Here is a 14,162-nt window from a genome sequence, read left to right as displayed (position 1 = left end):
GCTCACTCCGACCGCTCCTGACCGGCGGACCCGCCGGGGTGAGAATCCGAGCGCAGATCGGTACGGCTGGCGGTGAAGTCGTCGACCAGCTCCAGCGCGCCGATCTCCATCGGCGTCGCCACCGCATCGACCGAACCGGGGCTGAGCTCGAACAGTTCCCGCAATGCAGCGGCGTAGGAGTCCCCGCCCGGGGTGCTGGCGAGCTGCTTGACGCGCACGGTCGGCGAGTGCAGCAACTTGTCGACTACCCGGCGCACGGTACGGGCCACCTCGTCGCGCTGCGGTGAATCGAGCCCGGGCAGCCGCGACTCGAGGCGAAGCAACTCCCCCTCGACCACTTCGGCAGCGCGCTGACGCAGTGCGGTGACAGTGGGGGTGACCTCGGCAAGTCGTTGTCCCGCAAGGTAACCCGAGAGTTCACTGGAGACGATCTCGCGTGCCGCCGACGCGTCGTTCGCCGCAGCACCCGCAGCGGGGTCACGCTGCAGCGACTCCATGTCGAAGACGGTGATGCCCGGCAGCTGGGCCACCGCGGCGTCGACGTCGCGAGGCAGTCCGAGATCGCAGATCACCAGGGGATGCTCGGCGTCGCGGCCGACGAGCGCGAGGTGAGCATCGGCAATGGAGACCACGGCCCCCACCGCACCGGTACAGGTGATGAGGATGTCGGCCGCGGCCACCGCGTCGGGCAGATTTTCGAGGGCGACCGACGTTGCCGTGATTCCGTTCGAGACGGCGTTCTCGGCCAGGTGGTCGGCCCGCTCGCGGGTGCGGTTGACGACGGTGAGGCCGCCGATTCCGGCGCGGCCGAGGTGCGCGACGGCCAGGCCGCCCATGGCTCCGGCTCCGAGCACGACGGCCTTGCGACCGGCGAGGGAACCGCCGAACATCGCGGCGGCGCGATCGAGCGCCACCGAGACCACCGAAGCTCCGGCGGCGTCGATCCCGGTTTCGCTGTGTACTCGCTTGCCGACGCGCAGCGCCTGCTGAGCCAGTTCGTGCAGCACTCGGCCGGAGGCCTGCTGCCCGTCCGAGGCCGCGTATGCCGACCGGATCTGGCCGAGGATCTGCTGCTCGCCGATGACCATCGAGTCCAGGCCGCTGGCCACTGCGAACAGATGCTCGACGGCAGCCTCGCTGTAGCGCACGTAGGCGTGCTTGGTCAGGTCCGCGACCTCGAGTCCGGAGTGCTCACCGAGTACTTCGCCGACGGCGGTCAACGCGCCGTGGAAGGCGTCGACGACGGCATAGATCTCGACCCGATTGCACGTGGACACCACCATGACCTCGGAGATGCTTCCGCTGGCCATCAGTTTGTCGGTCAGTTTCGGGCGATCGGTGTCCGTGATGGCGACACGCTCGAGGACTGCGACGGGAGCGCTACGGTGCGATATCCCGACGAGAAGGACACTCACGGTGCAATCACCGATCCGTTTCTTGTCGAACTGTTGACTGGGCTTGGATTACCGGCGATGCGCGGGCCGTGACTGCGGCCCAGACGTGCCGTGGACGTGAGTGGAGGCGGTGAGACCGGCTGTGGCCGAGGCGCAGTCACGACGGTCGGCACGGTCACGCCGCCCGGTTCAGACATGTTGCGGGAGCTGTTGAAGGAGAGGACCTGCATCTCCACGGCCAGATCCACGCGCCGCACCTCGACGTGTTCGGGAACGTCGAGCACCATCGGCGAGAAGCTCAGAATGCACTCGACGCCGCCGGCAACGAGTTTTTCGGCGACGACGTGCACGGCGTCGTCGGGGGTGGCGATGACGCCGATCGTGGCTTCGAGTTCACGGCAGGCCTTGTCGAGTTCGTCGACGTGCCGGACGATCAGTCCGTCGACGTCGGTGCCCACGCGCGCCGAGTCGCGGTCGAAGAGACCGACCATGGTGAAGCCGCGACGTGCGAATCCGCCGTATCCGGCCAGCGCCTGTCCCAGATTGCCGACTCCCACCAGTACGACGCGGTGGCCGCGATCGAGTCCGAGTGCACTCTCGATCTTGGCGCGCAAGCGCGCAACGTCGTAGCCGACACCGCGAACGCCGTTGGGGCCGAGAAAGGAAAGATCTTTGCGAAGCTTGGCCGATCCGACGCCTGCTGCGGTAGCCAATTCTTCACTGGAGACGATGAGAACGCCCTCGTCTGCGAGGATCGAGAGGACCCGCAGGTAGGTCGCGAGACGGGTGACCGTAGCCTGAGGGATGACCCGCTCTACGCCGCTGGGCGACGGGCGCTCTTCGGTCACGTCTGGGGCTCCTCGTCCGAACGGCGTCGATGCCGGTCTTCACGCTGATCCTGCGTTCGTGTCTATTTCACGAATGCTGTTCACACCACGGTAACCGCTTGTGAACGAATGAACAAAGTTGCGCAGACCGGCCCTCACCTGCACACGGAGACGAATCACACGTTCTTAGGGTGCCCTGCCCGGGCCAGATCGGCCCGCAATCGGGGCACGTCCACCTCCCAGTAGCTGTGCTCGATGCCGTCGAGCAGTACCACCGGCACTCGGTCCCCGTACTCCGCACGCAGGTCAGGCGATTCCGTTGCCGCCTCGTCGACGTCGACGACCGTCACGGCCACGTCGAACTCGCCGCACACCTCGGTCAACACCTCCAGTGCGTGGGCGCACGAATGGCAGCCTGCACGGGTGAGAAGAGCCACGCCGGGGGGAGTCGTCTGCATCCGTCCACTGTGACACGTCCGCAATGGAGACGAACGTCACAGGCCGCCACTCCGCCGGACCACGCTCTCACCCGGCTTCGCTTGTCCCCCGCCGGTCCTGTCGGACCCGCGACTAGGCTGCATGGGTAACCGAGTGGGAAGCTTCGGTAACCGACTGGGCTGCATCGAGTACTCGAGTAGGAAGAGGACCGAAGTGAGTGACGGGGGAACCGACCTGCCGATCGAGGCCACGCCCGACATCGACATGGTCGACACCGAGAATCCGCGCGAGGACAAGCAGCTCAAGCGGCGCATTCGCAGGATTCGCAACCCCTTCGGTCCGTCCGATGCCGAAGTCCGTGCCAATGTGGCCGGCCAGGCCAGTGCCGACGCCGCCCTCGCGCTGCAGATCGAGTCCGAGGGTGCGATTCCGCGGGACCTCACCGCTGCGGCCTTCTTCGACGTGGACAACACCATGGTCCAGGGCGCGTCTATCATCCACTTCGCTCGCGGGCTGGCCGCTCGCAAGTACTTCACCAGCGGCGACCTGGCTCAATTCGCTTGGCAGCAAGTCAAATTCAGGGTCAGCGGCAAGGAGAACAGCGAGGACGTGGCGAGCGGCCGAGAAAAGGCGCTCTCGTTCATCAAGGGCCGTCCCACCTCCGAACTGACCACGCTCGGCGAAGAGATCTACGACGAGGTCATCGCCGACAAGATCTGGGCCGGTACTCGTGCTCTCGCGCAGATGCACCTCGACGCCGGCCAGCAGGTGTGGCTGGTCACGGCCACTCCCCTGGAGCTGGCTCAGATCATCGCCAAGCGGCTCGGCCTCACCGGGGCACTGGGAACCGTCGCCGAGAGCACGGACGGGGTGTTCACCGGCCGCCTCGTCGGAGACATCCTCCACGGCATCGGCAAGGCACACGCAGTGCGCTCGCTCGCGGTCCGTGAAGGCCTCAACCTCAAGCGGTGCACCGCGTACTCGGACAGCCACAACGACGTTCCGATGCTCTCGCTCGTCGGCACCGCCGTGGCGATCAATCCCGATCCGGACCTGCGCGAGCTGGCCAAGAACCGGGGCTGGGAAATTCGCGACTACCGCACCGGACGCAAGGCCGCCAAGATCGGCGTTCCGACGGCGTTGGCCCTGGGCGCAGTGGGCGGCGGACTCGCTGCCGTGGTCGGCCGTCGCAAGGCTTGACCCATCCGGTCAGAGCGTCAGCTGCATCAGGGTCAGGTCGAGCCATCGGCCGAACTTGACGCCTACTTCCGGCATCTGCCCGACGGTGGCGAAGCCGAATTTCTCGTGCAGCGCGATCGATGTGGTGTTCTCGGACTCGATGAACCCCACCAGCACGTGCACGTCGCTTGCCCTGGCCCGCTCGATCAATTCGCTCAGCAGCGCACTGGCCAGGCCCCGCCGATAGAAGTCCCGGTGGATGTACACCGAGTGCTCCACCGAGTGCCGGTAACCGCTCTTGACCCGCCACTGCCCGTACGACGCGTATCCGGCCACCCGGCCGTCGACCTCGGCGGTGAGGACGGGGTATCCCGCGGCGATGCGGCCGTCGAACCACGCCGTGCGATCGGCGAGGTCCACCTGTTCCTCGTCCCAGATGGCAGTCGTGTTGGCGACAGCATCGTTGTGGATGTCGAGAATCTCGGGCAGATCGTCGGTGGTGGTGTCGCGAATGTGCACTGGCACAGGATAACCCGTGCGTTCACCCCAGGAAGACGTTGCGCCTCTTGGCCAGCAGTCGATACAGCGTGTGCTGGATGGTTTCGCGGACTTGGTCGGTCAGCTCGAAGAGAACCATCGGATCCTCGAACGCGGTCGCGTCGTACGAGTCGGTACGAATCGGCTTGCCGAACTCGATGTACCACTTGGACGGCAACGGAATAAGTCCCAGCGGACCGAAGTGCGGGAAGAACGGCGTGACCGGAAAGTACGGCATACCCATCAGTCGAGCCAGTGGCGCGATGTCGCCGATCTTCGGGTAGATCTCCTCCGAGCCGACGATGGAGCACGGGATGATCGGTGCCCCCGTTCGCAGAGCCGCCGAGACGAACCCGCCACGGCCGAATCGCTGCAGTTTGTAGCGCTCACTGAACGGCTTGCCGATGCCCTTGAAGCCCTCGGGGAACACCGCTGCCAGTTCGCCTGTACGCAGCAGTCGCTCGGCATCGGGGTTGCACGCCAACGTGTGCCCGGCCTTGCGGGCGATGGTACCGACGCCGGGCATCTCGAAAGCCATGTCGGCGGCCAACATTCGCAGCGGACGATGCGCCGGATGGTGATCCCGCACCGCGACCGACGCCATCAACGCGTCGACGGGCACTACACCTGCGTGATTGGCGACGACGAGCGCGCCGCCGTCCGACGGGATGTTCTCGAGGCCCTTGACTTCGACGCGGAACCACTTCTCGAACAGCGGCCGCAGCAGTGGAAGCCAGATGGCGTCGGCGAAGTGTGGGTCGTAACCGAACTCGTCGACGCTGTAGTCGCCGGCCAGACGCCTGCGCACGAACTCGGCAACGGACGAGATCTGGTCCACCACAGCGGTCTTGGTGTCGTCGATCATCGAGAGCAACGGAGTCGGGATCGCCGTCGCCGGAACGGGCGCGACTGCGGGGGCGGGGTCGAGCAACGGCGTCGGCTCACGCGGCTCGGTGTAGGCGGAGGGGTGCCGTTCGCGCGAACCCTGAGACGCACGGACCGAGCGGCCACCGTGCAGCGGAATCACTTTGGCCACTTCACTCACCCGTCCCTCCCGAGCTGTGCACTGTGTGCGGCGTAGGCATTGTGTCCGAAGTAAGCACTGTGTTCGAGCTCCGCAGCGATGCCAGCGCGCGCGCCGTGGATGCACCGGTATCGACGGCCGAGAGCAGTCGATTCTCGATGCCGTCCACCCACTCGGTTCTGATGACCGGGCGCAGTGCAGCGCCGCGGACGAAGTCGTCGAATGCTTGAACCGTTGTCCACCGCGGCTCGAAGCCCAGGACCGAACGCATCCGAGTGGTGTCGAGGCCACAGCCGAAGTGGAAGTAGTCGAGTTGTTCGGTGGTGAATTCGCGCATCATGCCGCCCATGAGAGCGCGGCCGACACTCTTGAACAGTGGAAACGGAACCGGCACCTGCACGCGTCCGGCCCGGCGGATCGCCTGCGAGAGCATGATCGTGCCATCGGCCCCGATGTTGAACGTGCCCGCCGGACCACCGATGGTGGCGCGCTCGAGCGCGGCGAGGGCGTCTTCTTCGTGCAGCAACTGCATACGTGCATCGCGTCCGATGATGCTCGGGATCAGCGGCGAGGTCAGGTACCGCGAGATGGTGCCGTTCAATCGTGGGCCGATCAGCGGTGCCATCCGGAGGATCGACACGGCGATGTCCGGTCGTCGACGGCCCAGTCCGCGAACGTAGCCCTCGATGTCGATGGTGTCCCGCGCGTACGCACCGCTCGGTGGGCGTCGGGCGCTCATCTCCTCGGTGAACTTCACCGGATCCTTCGCGCTGCAGCCGTACACCGAGGACGACGACCGCAGTACCACCTTCTCCACCGTCGGGGATTTCTGGCACACCGCGAACAGCTGCATCGCGCCGATCACGTTGAGGTCTTTCATCGTGGCGCGGCCGCCGGATTTCGGGGGCTTGGCCACGGTGGAAGCATGTACGACGGTATCCACCCCGGCATTTCGAATCACTTTGCCGATCAACGGGTTTCGGATATCTGCACGAACGAACTCGGCACGCCCCATGCGTCGGAGCAGATCCTTGCTCGGCGACAGCGCATCGACGGCGATCACCCGCTCGATCTGGGGGTTCTGGGCCAGTCTGGTGACGAGGTATCCACCGAGAAAACGACTGGCTCCGGTCACCAGAACTACTCGGGGCGCGGCAACACCACGATCGCTCGGACTCACTGCGCACCCCCAACATCGGCTCCGGCCCAAAGCCTACTGGATCGATGGGCAGACGCGAGGGTAAGAAGCGAAGCCCACGTTCGAACGCCAGGAGGCCCGCCACCGATGGTGACGGGCCTCCTGGTGAAAGCTATGCCGGCAGAATTACTTGCCGAGTTTCCTGCGCTGCACGCGGGTACGACGAAGCAGCTTGCGGTGCTTCTTCTTCGACATGCGCTTGCGACGCTTCTTGATCACTGAACCCATGCGGGTGTCCTCACGTTCTTCTCTAGCGTTTTCGCGCACGCCGTTTGCGTACGCCTACCTGACAACCAAGCCCAACAGAGCTGCGGTTACCGAGCTGGCGCTGGGGCCACGTACTCGCCCACGGCTGCACACCGGCTGGCTGGCACGACGAGCGCCAATCCTACCGGTCCGAACCGGCACTTACGAAACCGGCCCCGCGTGCACTACTAGCCTGCGTCGAAGTACGAGGTCTCGAGATAGTCGTGCACCGCCTTGGCGTGCACACGAAAAGACCGACCCACTCGTACAGCGGGCAATTCTCCGCCGTGTACCAGCCGGTACACGGTCATTTTCGAAACCCTCATCAACGTCGCCACTTCAGCGACAGTGAGGAACTGCGTTCCGGCCAGAGCCGGTTGACCGTCCGGGGACGAACCCTTGGACGGCTTGTTTATAGACGCCATCAATCCACATACCTCCGGCACGTCTCATGCGGCAGGCTTCCCCTCCTGCCGAACAGACACGCACGTGCTGCCCCCGAGCCTATAGGGACAGATGGGGTTACTGCGACGGGAGTGGGGAAAAGATTTTTCAATCCGCTGTGATGCCCATCTCAATCGATCGGGCGTTGGCAGCACCGAGAGCATCGAAAAACGCTGCTCGGAGGCCATTTCGTTCCAATTCTCGCACTGCTGCGGCCGTCGTACCGCCCGGCGAGGTCACGGCGTATCTGAGTTCGTTCGCGCTCTCGTCGGACCGATCCAGCATCGCCCCGGCCCCCACCATCGTCTGAATCACGAGCGCCGACGCCACGTCGCGCGGCAATCCCAGGCCCACTCCCGCGTCGATCATGGACTCGGCGACCAGGAAGAAATAGGCCGGACCCGATCCGGATACGGCCGTCACGGCGTCGAGCTGATGTTCCTTGACCACGACGACCTTGCCGACGGCCGAGAGGATGGACCGGACCAGTTCGAGGTGCTCGGCGCGGGCGTACTTGCCCGGCGCCAACACGCTGACGCCCTCCCCCACGAGCATCGGGGTGTTGGGCATGACTCGGACGACAGGAAAGCCTGCGGGGAGCTTGGGCTCGAATTTGGTGGTGGGGACGCCTGCGGCCAGCGAGACGATCAGTTGTTCGCGATCGCCGTCGAGCTCGATCTTCGTGATTTCGGTCAGCGCGGTATCGACGTCGGCCGGCTTGACCGCCAGCACGATCACGTCGGCACCCTCGGACGCATCGGCGACGGTGGTGGTCAGTACGCCGAATTCCTTCGCGATTTCCTTGGCGCGGGACTCGGATTTCTCGGCGACCACCAGATCGCGCACTGCGTGGCCGGACTCGAGGAGTCCCGCAATCAACGCCTCGCCGATCCGTCCGCCGCCGATCACTGCAATTCTCGTCATGCGGCCAAGCCTGCCATGTCAGTTCGAGCGCGGCACCATCGCCAACTGTCGGCTCTGCACCACGACTGCACCGGTCGAGTCGAGGATCACGTGGTCCTCCTCGAACCAGGTACTGCCGATGACGGTGCTGGTCGCAGCCACGCGCAGCCACCCCGGTGCGGGACGGCGCCGCAGGTAGGTCGTCAACTGCACGGTCGGAGCCCAACCGAACATTCCGCGGTTCATGGTCACCGGAGCGGAGATGTCCCCGGCCATCAGTGCGAACAGCACGGCCGTGTCGACGTCGGCCTCGTCGCCCGCGAAGGGACGCACCCACAACCTGATCTCCGCCTCGCCCTGCTGACCGGTCAGGAAGGACGCCGACGACGCGTCGATGCGCATCTCACAGCCCTTCGCGACATGCACGATGGACGCCATCGGGTGACCGCCCGCCACCGCGAGGGTCTCTGCGGGAGGCTCCACGGCCATCTGCGCCAGCGACGTCGGCGTCTCGTGGTGCGGGTTCTCGGAATCCGGTCGACCGAGAGTGACCACCGCTCGCACGGCAACGCGTCCGGCCTGGGTGAGCTCGACGTCGACGTGCGAGACCTGGCGACCCCGTTTGCGCACGATCGTCGTGAGCGCGACCTCGCCGGGATCGGGAGCGGCAAGGTAGCTGACGCTCACCGCCAGCGGCTGGATCTCGGCCTGCTCCGGGTCGGTCAGGACGATCTGCTGACGCGCTGCCGCGGCGCACACCGCGAGCATGGCCCCACCGTGCACCTTCGGGCCGATGGTCCAGGTGGAGTCGATCGCACCGGCGAACGACGCAGTGTCGGCAGCGACGTCGAGCGCGGTCAGGGTGGTGGCGGCCTTGAAAGGGCTGGCAGAACTCATTCCCGACAACTTACCGGCGGCCTCAGGACAGGTGTGCGCGGGCGAACTGCAGTGCTTGTCCGAGCATCGAGGAACGCTCGGGGACCGTCCGCGCGTTCTGCGTGTTGATCTCGATCACTGCCTGACCGTCGAAGCCGCGGCGCACGAGTTCGGTGCACACCTCCGCGCACGGCTGACTGCCGTGCCCGGGAATCAGATGCTCGTCGACGGACGCGCCTCGGCCGTCGGCCAGATGCAGGTGCGCGAGGCCTTCGCCCATCCGATCGAGCATCTCGAGGGCGTCGGAGCCTGCGGTGGCCGTGTGCGACAGGTCGAGGGTGTAGTGACCGTGGCCGACATCCGTCGGGTCGTACGACGGGGAGAACGCCGACAGGGCTGCTCCCGGGCCACCCCGTCGTTCCAGTCGCTGCGCAGATTTCTCCTTGCGTCCGAAGAATCTGTCGGCACGCATCGGAAACATGTTCTCGACGGCGACCACCACGTGCGAGTTCGCCTCCAGTTCCGCTACCTGATCGGCGAAGCCCTCGCTGTACTTACGTTGCCAGCGGAACGGCGGATGCACGACGACGGTAGCCGAACCCAGTTTCTCGGCCACCTCGACCGATCGCGCCAATTTGGCGATCGGATCCGAGCCCCACACCCGCTGCGAGATCAACAGGCAGGGCGCGTGAATGGCCTGCACCGGGATCGAATACTCCCGCGAGAGTGCGGCCACCGCGTCGACGTCCTGGCTGACCGACTCGGCCCACACCATCAGCTCCACGCCGTCGTAGCCGAGTTCGGCTGCGTAACGAAACGCCGCCTCGGTGTTCTGCGGGTACACCGATGCCGTGGACAGTCCTACGTGTATTCGCTGCGGTGCCATTCGGTGTCAGCTCAGCCGGTACTGAGCTGGAAGGCGAGCGGACCGAGCGTCACGAACACACCCACGGCGATCGCAATCACGATCGATATCAGGTCGTCGGTGCGTCGCAGAATTCTCACCACAGCGACGAGACCGACGATCACCAACACCGACAGCACCAGGGCGACCCATGGCAGCACGTCCCACAGTTGCTCGAAGCCCTTGAACAGCAGTGCGCCGACAACAACGGCCACTACGGCCTGGCCGATGAGCACGAGCCACTGTCGAACGGCACCGCCCTTGCCCTTGGCGGCCGAAGTACGGCGGCCGGATCGGGTCCCCGGGCTCGCGTCGGCCTCCGGTTCCGCAGCAGTGTCGTCCTCTTTGTCGCGCCCTGTACTCGTCTTGACGAGATCGACGGCCTCGGTGGCAGCGGATGTCGCAGGTGCGTCGGTGGACACGACCTTGTCGGTCGCGTCGGATTCCGTATCGTCGGTGCGCGCAATACGCGGAGACACCACCGTCTTGGCGACGTCCTCGGCGTCGAGGACCGCTGCTCGCGGGGTGACGTCGGTATCGGTCTCGGCCACCTCGACCTGGCGCGGCGCTGCGAAGCCAGTGGGCTTGCGGTTCCGTCCCTGTTCGGCTGCGGTCGATCCATACGGCTGCCGGTTCGGCGTGGTGGATGCAGCCGGGCGTTGACCCCGCTCGGTGTCGTCGTGCGACCGGTTCAGCAGGTCACCGGCGACCGTGGTGGAGCCGGACAGCAGTTCGGGCTCGGGCTGCTGCTTCTCGCGTTTGCCGGCCGGTTGAAACGCGGTCGGGCGAGCGCTCTGCGGCCTGGCCGGCTGGGGCCGCGAGGACGGTGATGCGGGCGCGTCCGGTGTCACACGGTCGTCGGGGGTCACACGGTCGTCGTCCGTCACACGGTCGTCGACGGCCTCGACGCGAGCGGCCGGGGGCGGCGCGTCTACAACCGGGGCAATACGGCTGCCCGGCTCGTCACGGACGACCGGGATTTCACCGGTGAGCTCGGCGACGGAAATGCCGCCCTTGACTCCTCGACGACGGCGTCCGCCCGAACTCAGATTCGTCTGCTGGCCGTTTCGGGCCAACAGTTCGGCAACCGAGATCTGCCCGGTGTCTTCTGGATTGTTCTCGCTCATCTCGAACTCCCCACCAGATCGCCGTCGGTTTCGGTGTCCAGCTTCCTCAAAATCAAACCTTCCCTCAGCGCCCACGGGCAGATCTCGAGTGACTCCACCGACAATGCCCGCATGCTCGCCTCCGCTACCAATGCCCCGGCCACCAGTTGTGGCGACCTGTCGGCGCTGACGCCTTCCAATTCTGCACGGTCGGCGGCCGTCATCCGCGATATGAAGGCTATGAGTTGCCTCAAGCCGCTCGCGGTGAGCGTCCGCGTCACCCTCGGACCGGCCGCGGAGGGCGCGGCACCGGTCAAGCGAGCCAACGAACGGAATGTCTTCGACGTTCCCACGGCCCGGTCGGCGTCGCCGGCTGCGAGCAGCTCCTTCGCTGGGGTCGCCAATTCCGCGTCCAGCCAGTCACGGAGAACCGCGATACGACGCTTGCCCGGTGGATCCTCGTCGAGCCAATCGCGGGTGAGGCGACCGGCACCGAGCTGCAGAGAGAACGCGACGTCCGGATTCTCGTCGCTTCCGCTGGCCAGTTCGAGCGATCCGCCGCCGATGTCGAGTCCGAGGATGCGGCCGGCGCTCCAGCCGTACCAGCGTCGAACCGCGAGAAATGTCAGCCGCGCTTCGTCGACGCCGGAGAGGGTCTGCAAGGTCACGCCGGTTTCGGCGAGTACTCGCGCCAGTACGTCGTCCGAGTTGTAGGCATCGCGCACTGCGGAGGTGGCGAATGCCATCAGTTCACTGCAACCCGACCGTTCGGCGATGGCGGCGAACTCACGAACCTCGTTCACGAGGCGATCCGCGCCCACAGGGGTGATATTTCCGTGCGCATCGGTGTTCTCGGAGAGGCGCAGCGTCGCCTTGCTCGAACTCATCGGGGTGGGGTGAGCGCCGCGGTGGGCGTCCACGACAAGCAGATGCACCGTGTTGCTACCGACGTCGAGCACCCCTAATCGCACAGGTCCACGGTACTGGGTCTAGCGTCGTCGTTTGTGACAGCAGGTCGTGAGCAGCCACCGTTCGCTGCAGAGGTCGAGATGGATTTCCCGCGAGAGTGGGTCGAATTCCCCGATCCAGATAATTCGGAACACCTCATCGCCGCCGACCTGACGTGGCTCCTGTCCAACTGGACCTGCGTCTTCGGCACTCCGGCATGCCAGGGAACCGTCGAGGGCAGGCCGGACGACGGATGCTGCTCGCACGGGGCATTCCTGTCCGACGAGGACGACAAGCGCAAACTCGACGAGTCGGTGAAGTTGCTCACCCCGCAGGACTGGCAGCTCATGGACAAGGGTCTGGGCAAGAAGGGATACGTCGAATACGACGATCTCGACGACGAGCAGTCACTGCGAACGCGCCGGTACAAGGGTGCCTGCATCTTCCAGAACCGTCCCGGATTCGAGGGCGGTATCGGGTGCGCGCTGCACACGATGGCGCTGCGCAAGGGCATCGAACCGCTGGAGGTCAAGCCGGACGTCTGCTGGCAGCTGCCGATCCGGCGCACTCAGGACTGGGTGACGCGGCCGGACGGCTCGGAGATTCTCAAGACCACGATCGGCGAGTACGACCGACGCGGCTGGGGCGAAGGCGGCCTCGATCTGCACTGGTACTGCTCCGGCTCCCCCGACGCTCACGTCGGCGCGAAGCAGGTGTTCGAGTCCTACAAGCCGGAATTGACCGAGCTGCTCGGCAAAGCGGCCTACGACGAATTGGCGTCACTGTGCAAGCGTCGCCGTGGCCTGGGTCTGATCGCGATCCATCCGGCCACGCGTGAGGCGCAGCGCCGGTAGAGAGCGGCTTCGCCGCACGTGAGCGGAAATTCGTGACGGGTTCACGTGGTCGTCGCAACGAGCAGTCGTTTGTTGTACTCCTCCAGGGGAGTATCCCACCCCAGGGTTTTTCTGGGGCGGTTGTTCAGTAAAGCGGCGACCTCGTCGAGCCGTTCGGGACCGTGCACCGACAGATCGGTGCCCTTCTTGAAGTACTGACGGAGCAGACCGTTGGTGTTCTCGTTGGTGCCCCGCTGCCACGGGGAGTGCGGATCACAGAAATAGATCTGCACCCCTGTGGCGATGGTGATCTCGGCATGCTTGGCCATCTCCCGGCCCTGATCCCAGGTGATCGAACGCATCAGTGCCGCAGGCAGTTCCGCGATCTTCGCCGTCATCGCCTCGGCCACCGACGCCGCGGAATGATCGGTGGGCAGATGCAGCAACATCACCAACCTCGACGTCCGCTCGACCAACGTCCCGATCGCCGACCCGCCCTTGGTACCGATGATCAGATCACCCTCCCAATGGCCGGGAACGTTGCGGTCGGCGACCTCGGCGGGCCGCTCGGAAATGTTGACCATCCCCGGGATGCGTGATCGCCGTTCGGTGGTACGGCGATGCGCGAGACGCACCGGCCGACCCGTCCGAAGGTGCCTGGTCAGCTCCTTGGTCAGGCCACCTTTGCTCTGAACGTACAAGCTTTGGTAGATCGTTTCGTGCGACACATGCATCTCCGGCGAGTGAGGAAATTCCTTCCTCAGTGTCGCCGAGATCTGTTCGGGCGAGTAGTCCAACTCGAGCAGCGCCTGCACCCGATCCCGCAGTAACGGTGTGAGCTCGAGCTTGCCCTTCTTCGGGCGTTTGGCTGCCTTTCGGGCATCACGTTCGGCCTGATGCGGCTTGTATCGACCTCGAGAATAAGTGTGCCGCTTGAGTTCTCGACTGATCGTCGACACCGCTCGGCTAAGGCATGTCGCGATCGCGGTCATCGTCCACCCGTCCCGGACACCGTCGGCGATGAACTCCCGTTCCTCCAGTGAGAGGAAACGGCCCGTCGGTGGTGGCGTCGAGCGTGGTCGCACACCACCGCGTTCGTACACCCAATTCCAGCCGCTGCCCTCGCTGATCCCGACCGCGAGGGCAGCGTCCTTGACCGTCACGCCACTGCTACGCAGTGACCAGAACGTCATCCGAACCTGATGAGAGAAACCCGGGTGAACCATCGCAAACATCCCTAATGATCAGGCACGTTGCAACCACCGCTCGAATCCGCCCGTAGCCCACTACGAAGTTCCGTTCACA

The 14,162-nt window shown here is 65.4% G+C and carries 16 protein-coding genes; 2 read left to right on the top strand and 14 right to left on the bottom strand.

Translation table 11 applies throughout. The features are described from left to right. Nucleotides 1–2 precede the first annotated feature (2 nt). The 3 genes from AC5WEY_RS22935 to AC5WEY_RS22925 form a co-directional block, all read right to left on the bottom strand. The gene (locus tag AC5WEY_RS22935) at nucleotides 3–1,415 is read right to left on the bottom strand and encodes a glutamyl-tRNA reductase (RefSeq protein ID WP_495647676.1); all 1,413 of its coding nucleotides are present in this window, start codon (nucleotides 1,413–1,415) and stop codon (nucleotides 3–5) included. Further along, complete coding sequence (locus AC5WEY_RS22930; protein WP_495647675.1) at nucleotides 1,412–2,242, bottom strand: redox-sensing transcriptional repressor Rex; 831 nt, start codon at nucleotides 2,240–2,242, stop codon at nucleotides 1,412–1,414. Before AC5WEY_RS22930 ends, AC5WEY_RS22935 begins: the two co-directional genes overlap by 4 nt. Nucleotides 2,243–2,397: 155 nt before the next feature. After that, on the bottom strand, nucleotides 2,398–2,679 hold the full coding sequence (locus AC5WEY_RS22925; RefSeq protein ID WP_495647674.1) for a glutaredoxin family protein: 282 nt from the start codon (nucleotides 2,677–2,679) through the stop codon (nucleotides 2,398–2,400). Nucleotides 2,680–2,923: 244 nt separating this feature from the next. On the opposite strand from AC5WEY_RS22925, the gene AC5WEY_RS22920 reads away from it, so the two are divergent. After that, nucleotides 2,924–3,859 (top strand): HAD family hydrolase, encoded by a 936-nt coding sequence (locus AC5WEY_RS22920; protein ID WP_235581499.1) that lies wholly within the window; start codon nucleotides 2,924–2,926, stop codon nucleotides 3,857–3,859. A 9-nt stretch (nucleotides 3,860–3,868) separates the two neighbouring features. Here the strand turns inward: AC5WEY_RS22920 and AC5WEY_RS22915 are convergent, their stop codons facing one another. The 10 genes from AC5WEY_RS22915 to AC5WEY_RS22870 all read right to left on the bottom strand — a co-directional run bounded on the left by AC5WEY_RS22915 (nucleotide 3,869) and on the right by AC5WEY_RS22870 (nucleotide 12,047). Continuing rightward, nucleotides 3,869–4,357, bottom strand: coding sequence for a GNAT family N-acetyltransferase (locus AC5WEY_RS22915; RefSeq protein WP_057475483.1), 489 nt, complete (start codon nucleotides 4,355–4,357; stop codon nucleotides 3,869–3,871). A gap of 22 nt (nucleotides 4,358–4,379) precedes the next feature. Continuing rightward, complete coding sequence (locus AC5WEY_RS22910; protein ID WP_495647673.1) at nucleotides 4,380–5,420, bottom strand: lysophospholipid acyltransferase family protein; 1,041 nt, start codon at nucleotides 5,418–5,420, stop codon at nucleotides 4,380–4,382. Then, the gene (locus AC5WEY_RS22905; protein WP_495647672.1) at nucleotides 5,413–6,579 is read right to left on the bottom strand and encodes an NAD-dependent epimerase/dehydratase family protein; all 1,167 of its coding nucleotides are present in this window, start codon (nucleotides 6,577–6,579) and stop codon (nucleotides 5,413–5,415) included. The genes AC5WEY_RS22910 and AC5WEY_RS22905 overlap by 8 nt, the downstream gene beginning before the upstream one ends. A 144-nt stretch (nucleotides 6,580–6,723) precedes the next feature. Continuing rightward, on the bottom strand, nucleotides 6,724–6,825 hold the full coding sequence (locus AC5WEY_RS22900) for a 30S ribosomal protein bS22 (RefSeq protein WP_003402602.1): 102 nt from the start codon (nucleotides 6,823–6,825) through the stop codon (nucleotides 6,724–6,726). A gap of 206 nt (nucleotides 6,826–7,031) precedes the next feature. After that, nucleotides 7,032–7,268, bottom strand: a complete 237-nt coding sequence (locus AC5WEY_RS22895; protein ID WP_008713658.1) for a helix-turn-helix domain-containing protein — start codon at nucleotides 7,266–7,268, stop codon at nucleotides 7,032–7,034. 127 nt (nucleotides 7,269–7,395) lie between these two features. Further along, on the bottom strand, nucleotides 7,396–8,211 hold the full coding sequence (gene proC / locus AC5WEY_RS22890) for a pyrroline-5-carboxylate reductase (RefSeq protein WP_057475153.1): 816 nt from the start codon (nucleotides 8,209–8,211) through the stop codon (nucleotides 7,396–7,398). Between the two features lie 18 nt (nucleotides 8,212–8,229). Further along, on the bottom strand, nucleotides 8,230–9,087 hold the full coding sequence (locus AC5WEY_RS22885) for a thioesterase family protein (RefSeq protein WP_495647671.1): 858 nt from the start codon (nucleotides 9,085–9,087) through the stop codon (nucleotides 8,230–8,232). A gap of 22 nt (nucleotides 9,088–9,109) precedes the next feature. Next, nucleotides 9,110–9,952, bottom strand: a complete 843-nt coding sequence (locus AC5WEY_RS22880; protein WP_495647670.1) for a sugar phosphate isomerase/epimerase family protein — start codon at nucleotides 9,950–9,952, stop codon at nucleotides 9,110–9,112. 11 nt (nucleotides 9,953–9,963) lie between these two features. After that, entirely contained in the window at nucleotides 9,964–11,097 is a 1,134-nt protein-coding gene (locus AC5WEY_RS22875; protein ID WP_495647669.1) for an Rv0497 family membrane protein, read from the bottom strand. Next, complete coding sequence (locus AC5WEY_RS22870) at nucleotides 11,094–12,047, bottom strand: Ppx/GppA family phosphatase (RefSeq protein WP_057475149.1); 954 nt, start codon at nucleotides 12,045–12,047, stop codon at nucleotides 11,094–11,096. The genes AC5WEY_RS22875 and AC5WEY_RS22870 overlap by 4 nt, the downstream gene beginning before the upstream one ends. 78 nt (nucleotides 12,048–12,125) lie before the next feature. On the opposite strand from AC5WEY_RS22870, the gene AC5WEY_RS22865 reads away from it, so the two are divergent. Continuing rightward, nucleotides 12,126–12,878 carry a DUF3109 family protein gene (locus AC5WEY_RS22865; protein ID WP_495647714.1) on the top strand — a complete coding sequence of 251 codons (753 nt, stop codon included), beginning with the start codon at nucleotides 12,126–12,128 and terminating at the stop codon, nucleotides 12,876–12,878. Between the two features lie 41 nt (nucleotides 12,879–12,919). Here AC5WEY_RS22865 and AC5WEY_RS22860 read toward each other — a convergent pair whose 3' ends face one another. Continuing rightward, nucleotides 12,920–14,083, bottom strand: a complete 1,164-nt coding sequence (locus AC5WEY_RS22860) for an IS30 family transposase (protein WP_495647668.1) — start codon at nucleotides 14,081–14,083, stop codon at nucleotides 12,920–12,922. Nucleotides 14,084–14,162 lie beyond the last annotated feature (79 nt).

The organism is Rhodococcoides sp. S146-33 (assembly GCF_059489205.1).
Note: the sequence above shows the minus strand (reverse complement) of the source record. Positions and strands in the feature narration are given on the sequence as shown.

Bases quoted from the DNA above. Each gene is read 5' to 3' on its own strand.
- AC5WEY_RS22895 (WP_008713658.1), bottom strand. From the start codon at position 7,268: ATGGCGTCTATAAACAAGCCGTCCAAGGGTTCGTCCCCGGACGGTCAA.
- AC5WEY_RS22865 (WP_495647714.1), top strand. From the start codon at position 12,126: ATGGATTTCCCGCGAGAGTGGGTCGAATTCCCCGATCCAGATAATTCG.
- AC5WEY_RS22920 (WP_235581499.1), top strand. From the start codon at position 2,924: ATGGTCGACACCGAGAATCCGCGCGAGGACAAGCAGCTCAAGCGGCGC.
- AC5WEY_RS22875 (WP_495647669.1), bottom strand. From the start codon at position 11,097: ATGAGCGAGAACAATCCAGAAGACACCGGGCAGATCTCGGTTGCCGAA.
- AC5WEY_RS22860 (WP_495647668.1), bottom strand. From the start codon at position 14,083: ATGGTTCACCCGGGTTTCTCTCATCAGGTTCGGATGACGTTCTGGTCA.
- AC5WEY_RS22880 (WP_495647670.1), bottom strand. From the start codon at position 9,952: ATGGCACCGCAGCGAATACACGTAGGACTGTCCACGGCATCGGTGTAC.
- AC5WEY_RS22925 (WP_495647674.1), bottom strand. From the start codon at position 2,679: ATGCAGACGACTCCCCCCGGCGTGGCTCTTCTCACCCGTGCAGGCTGC.
- AC5WEY_RS22900 (WP_003402602.1), bottom strand. From the start codon at position 6,825: ATGGGTTCAGTGATCAAGAAGCGTCGCAAGCGCATGTCGAAGAAGAAG.
- proC (WP_057475153.1), bottom strand. From the start codon at position 8,211: ATGACGAGAATTGCAGTGATCGGCGGCGGACGGATCGGCGAGGCGTTG.
- AC5WEY_RS22885 (WP_495647671.1), bottom strand. From the start codon at position 9,087: ATGAGTTCTGCCAGCCCTTTCAAGGCCGCCACCACCCTGACCGCGCTC.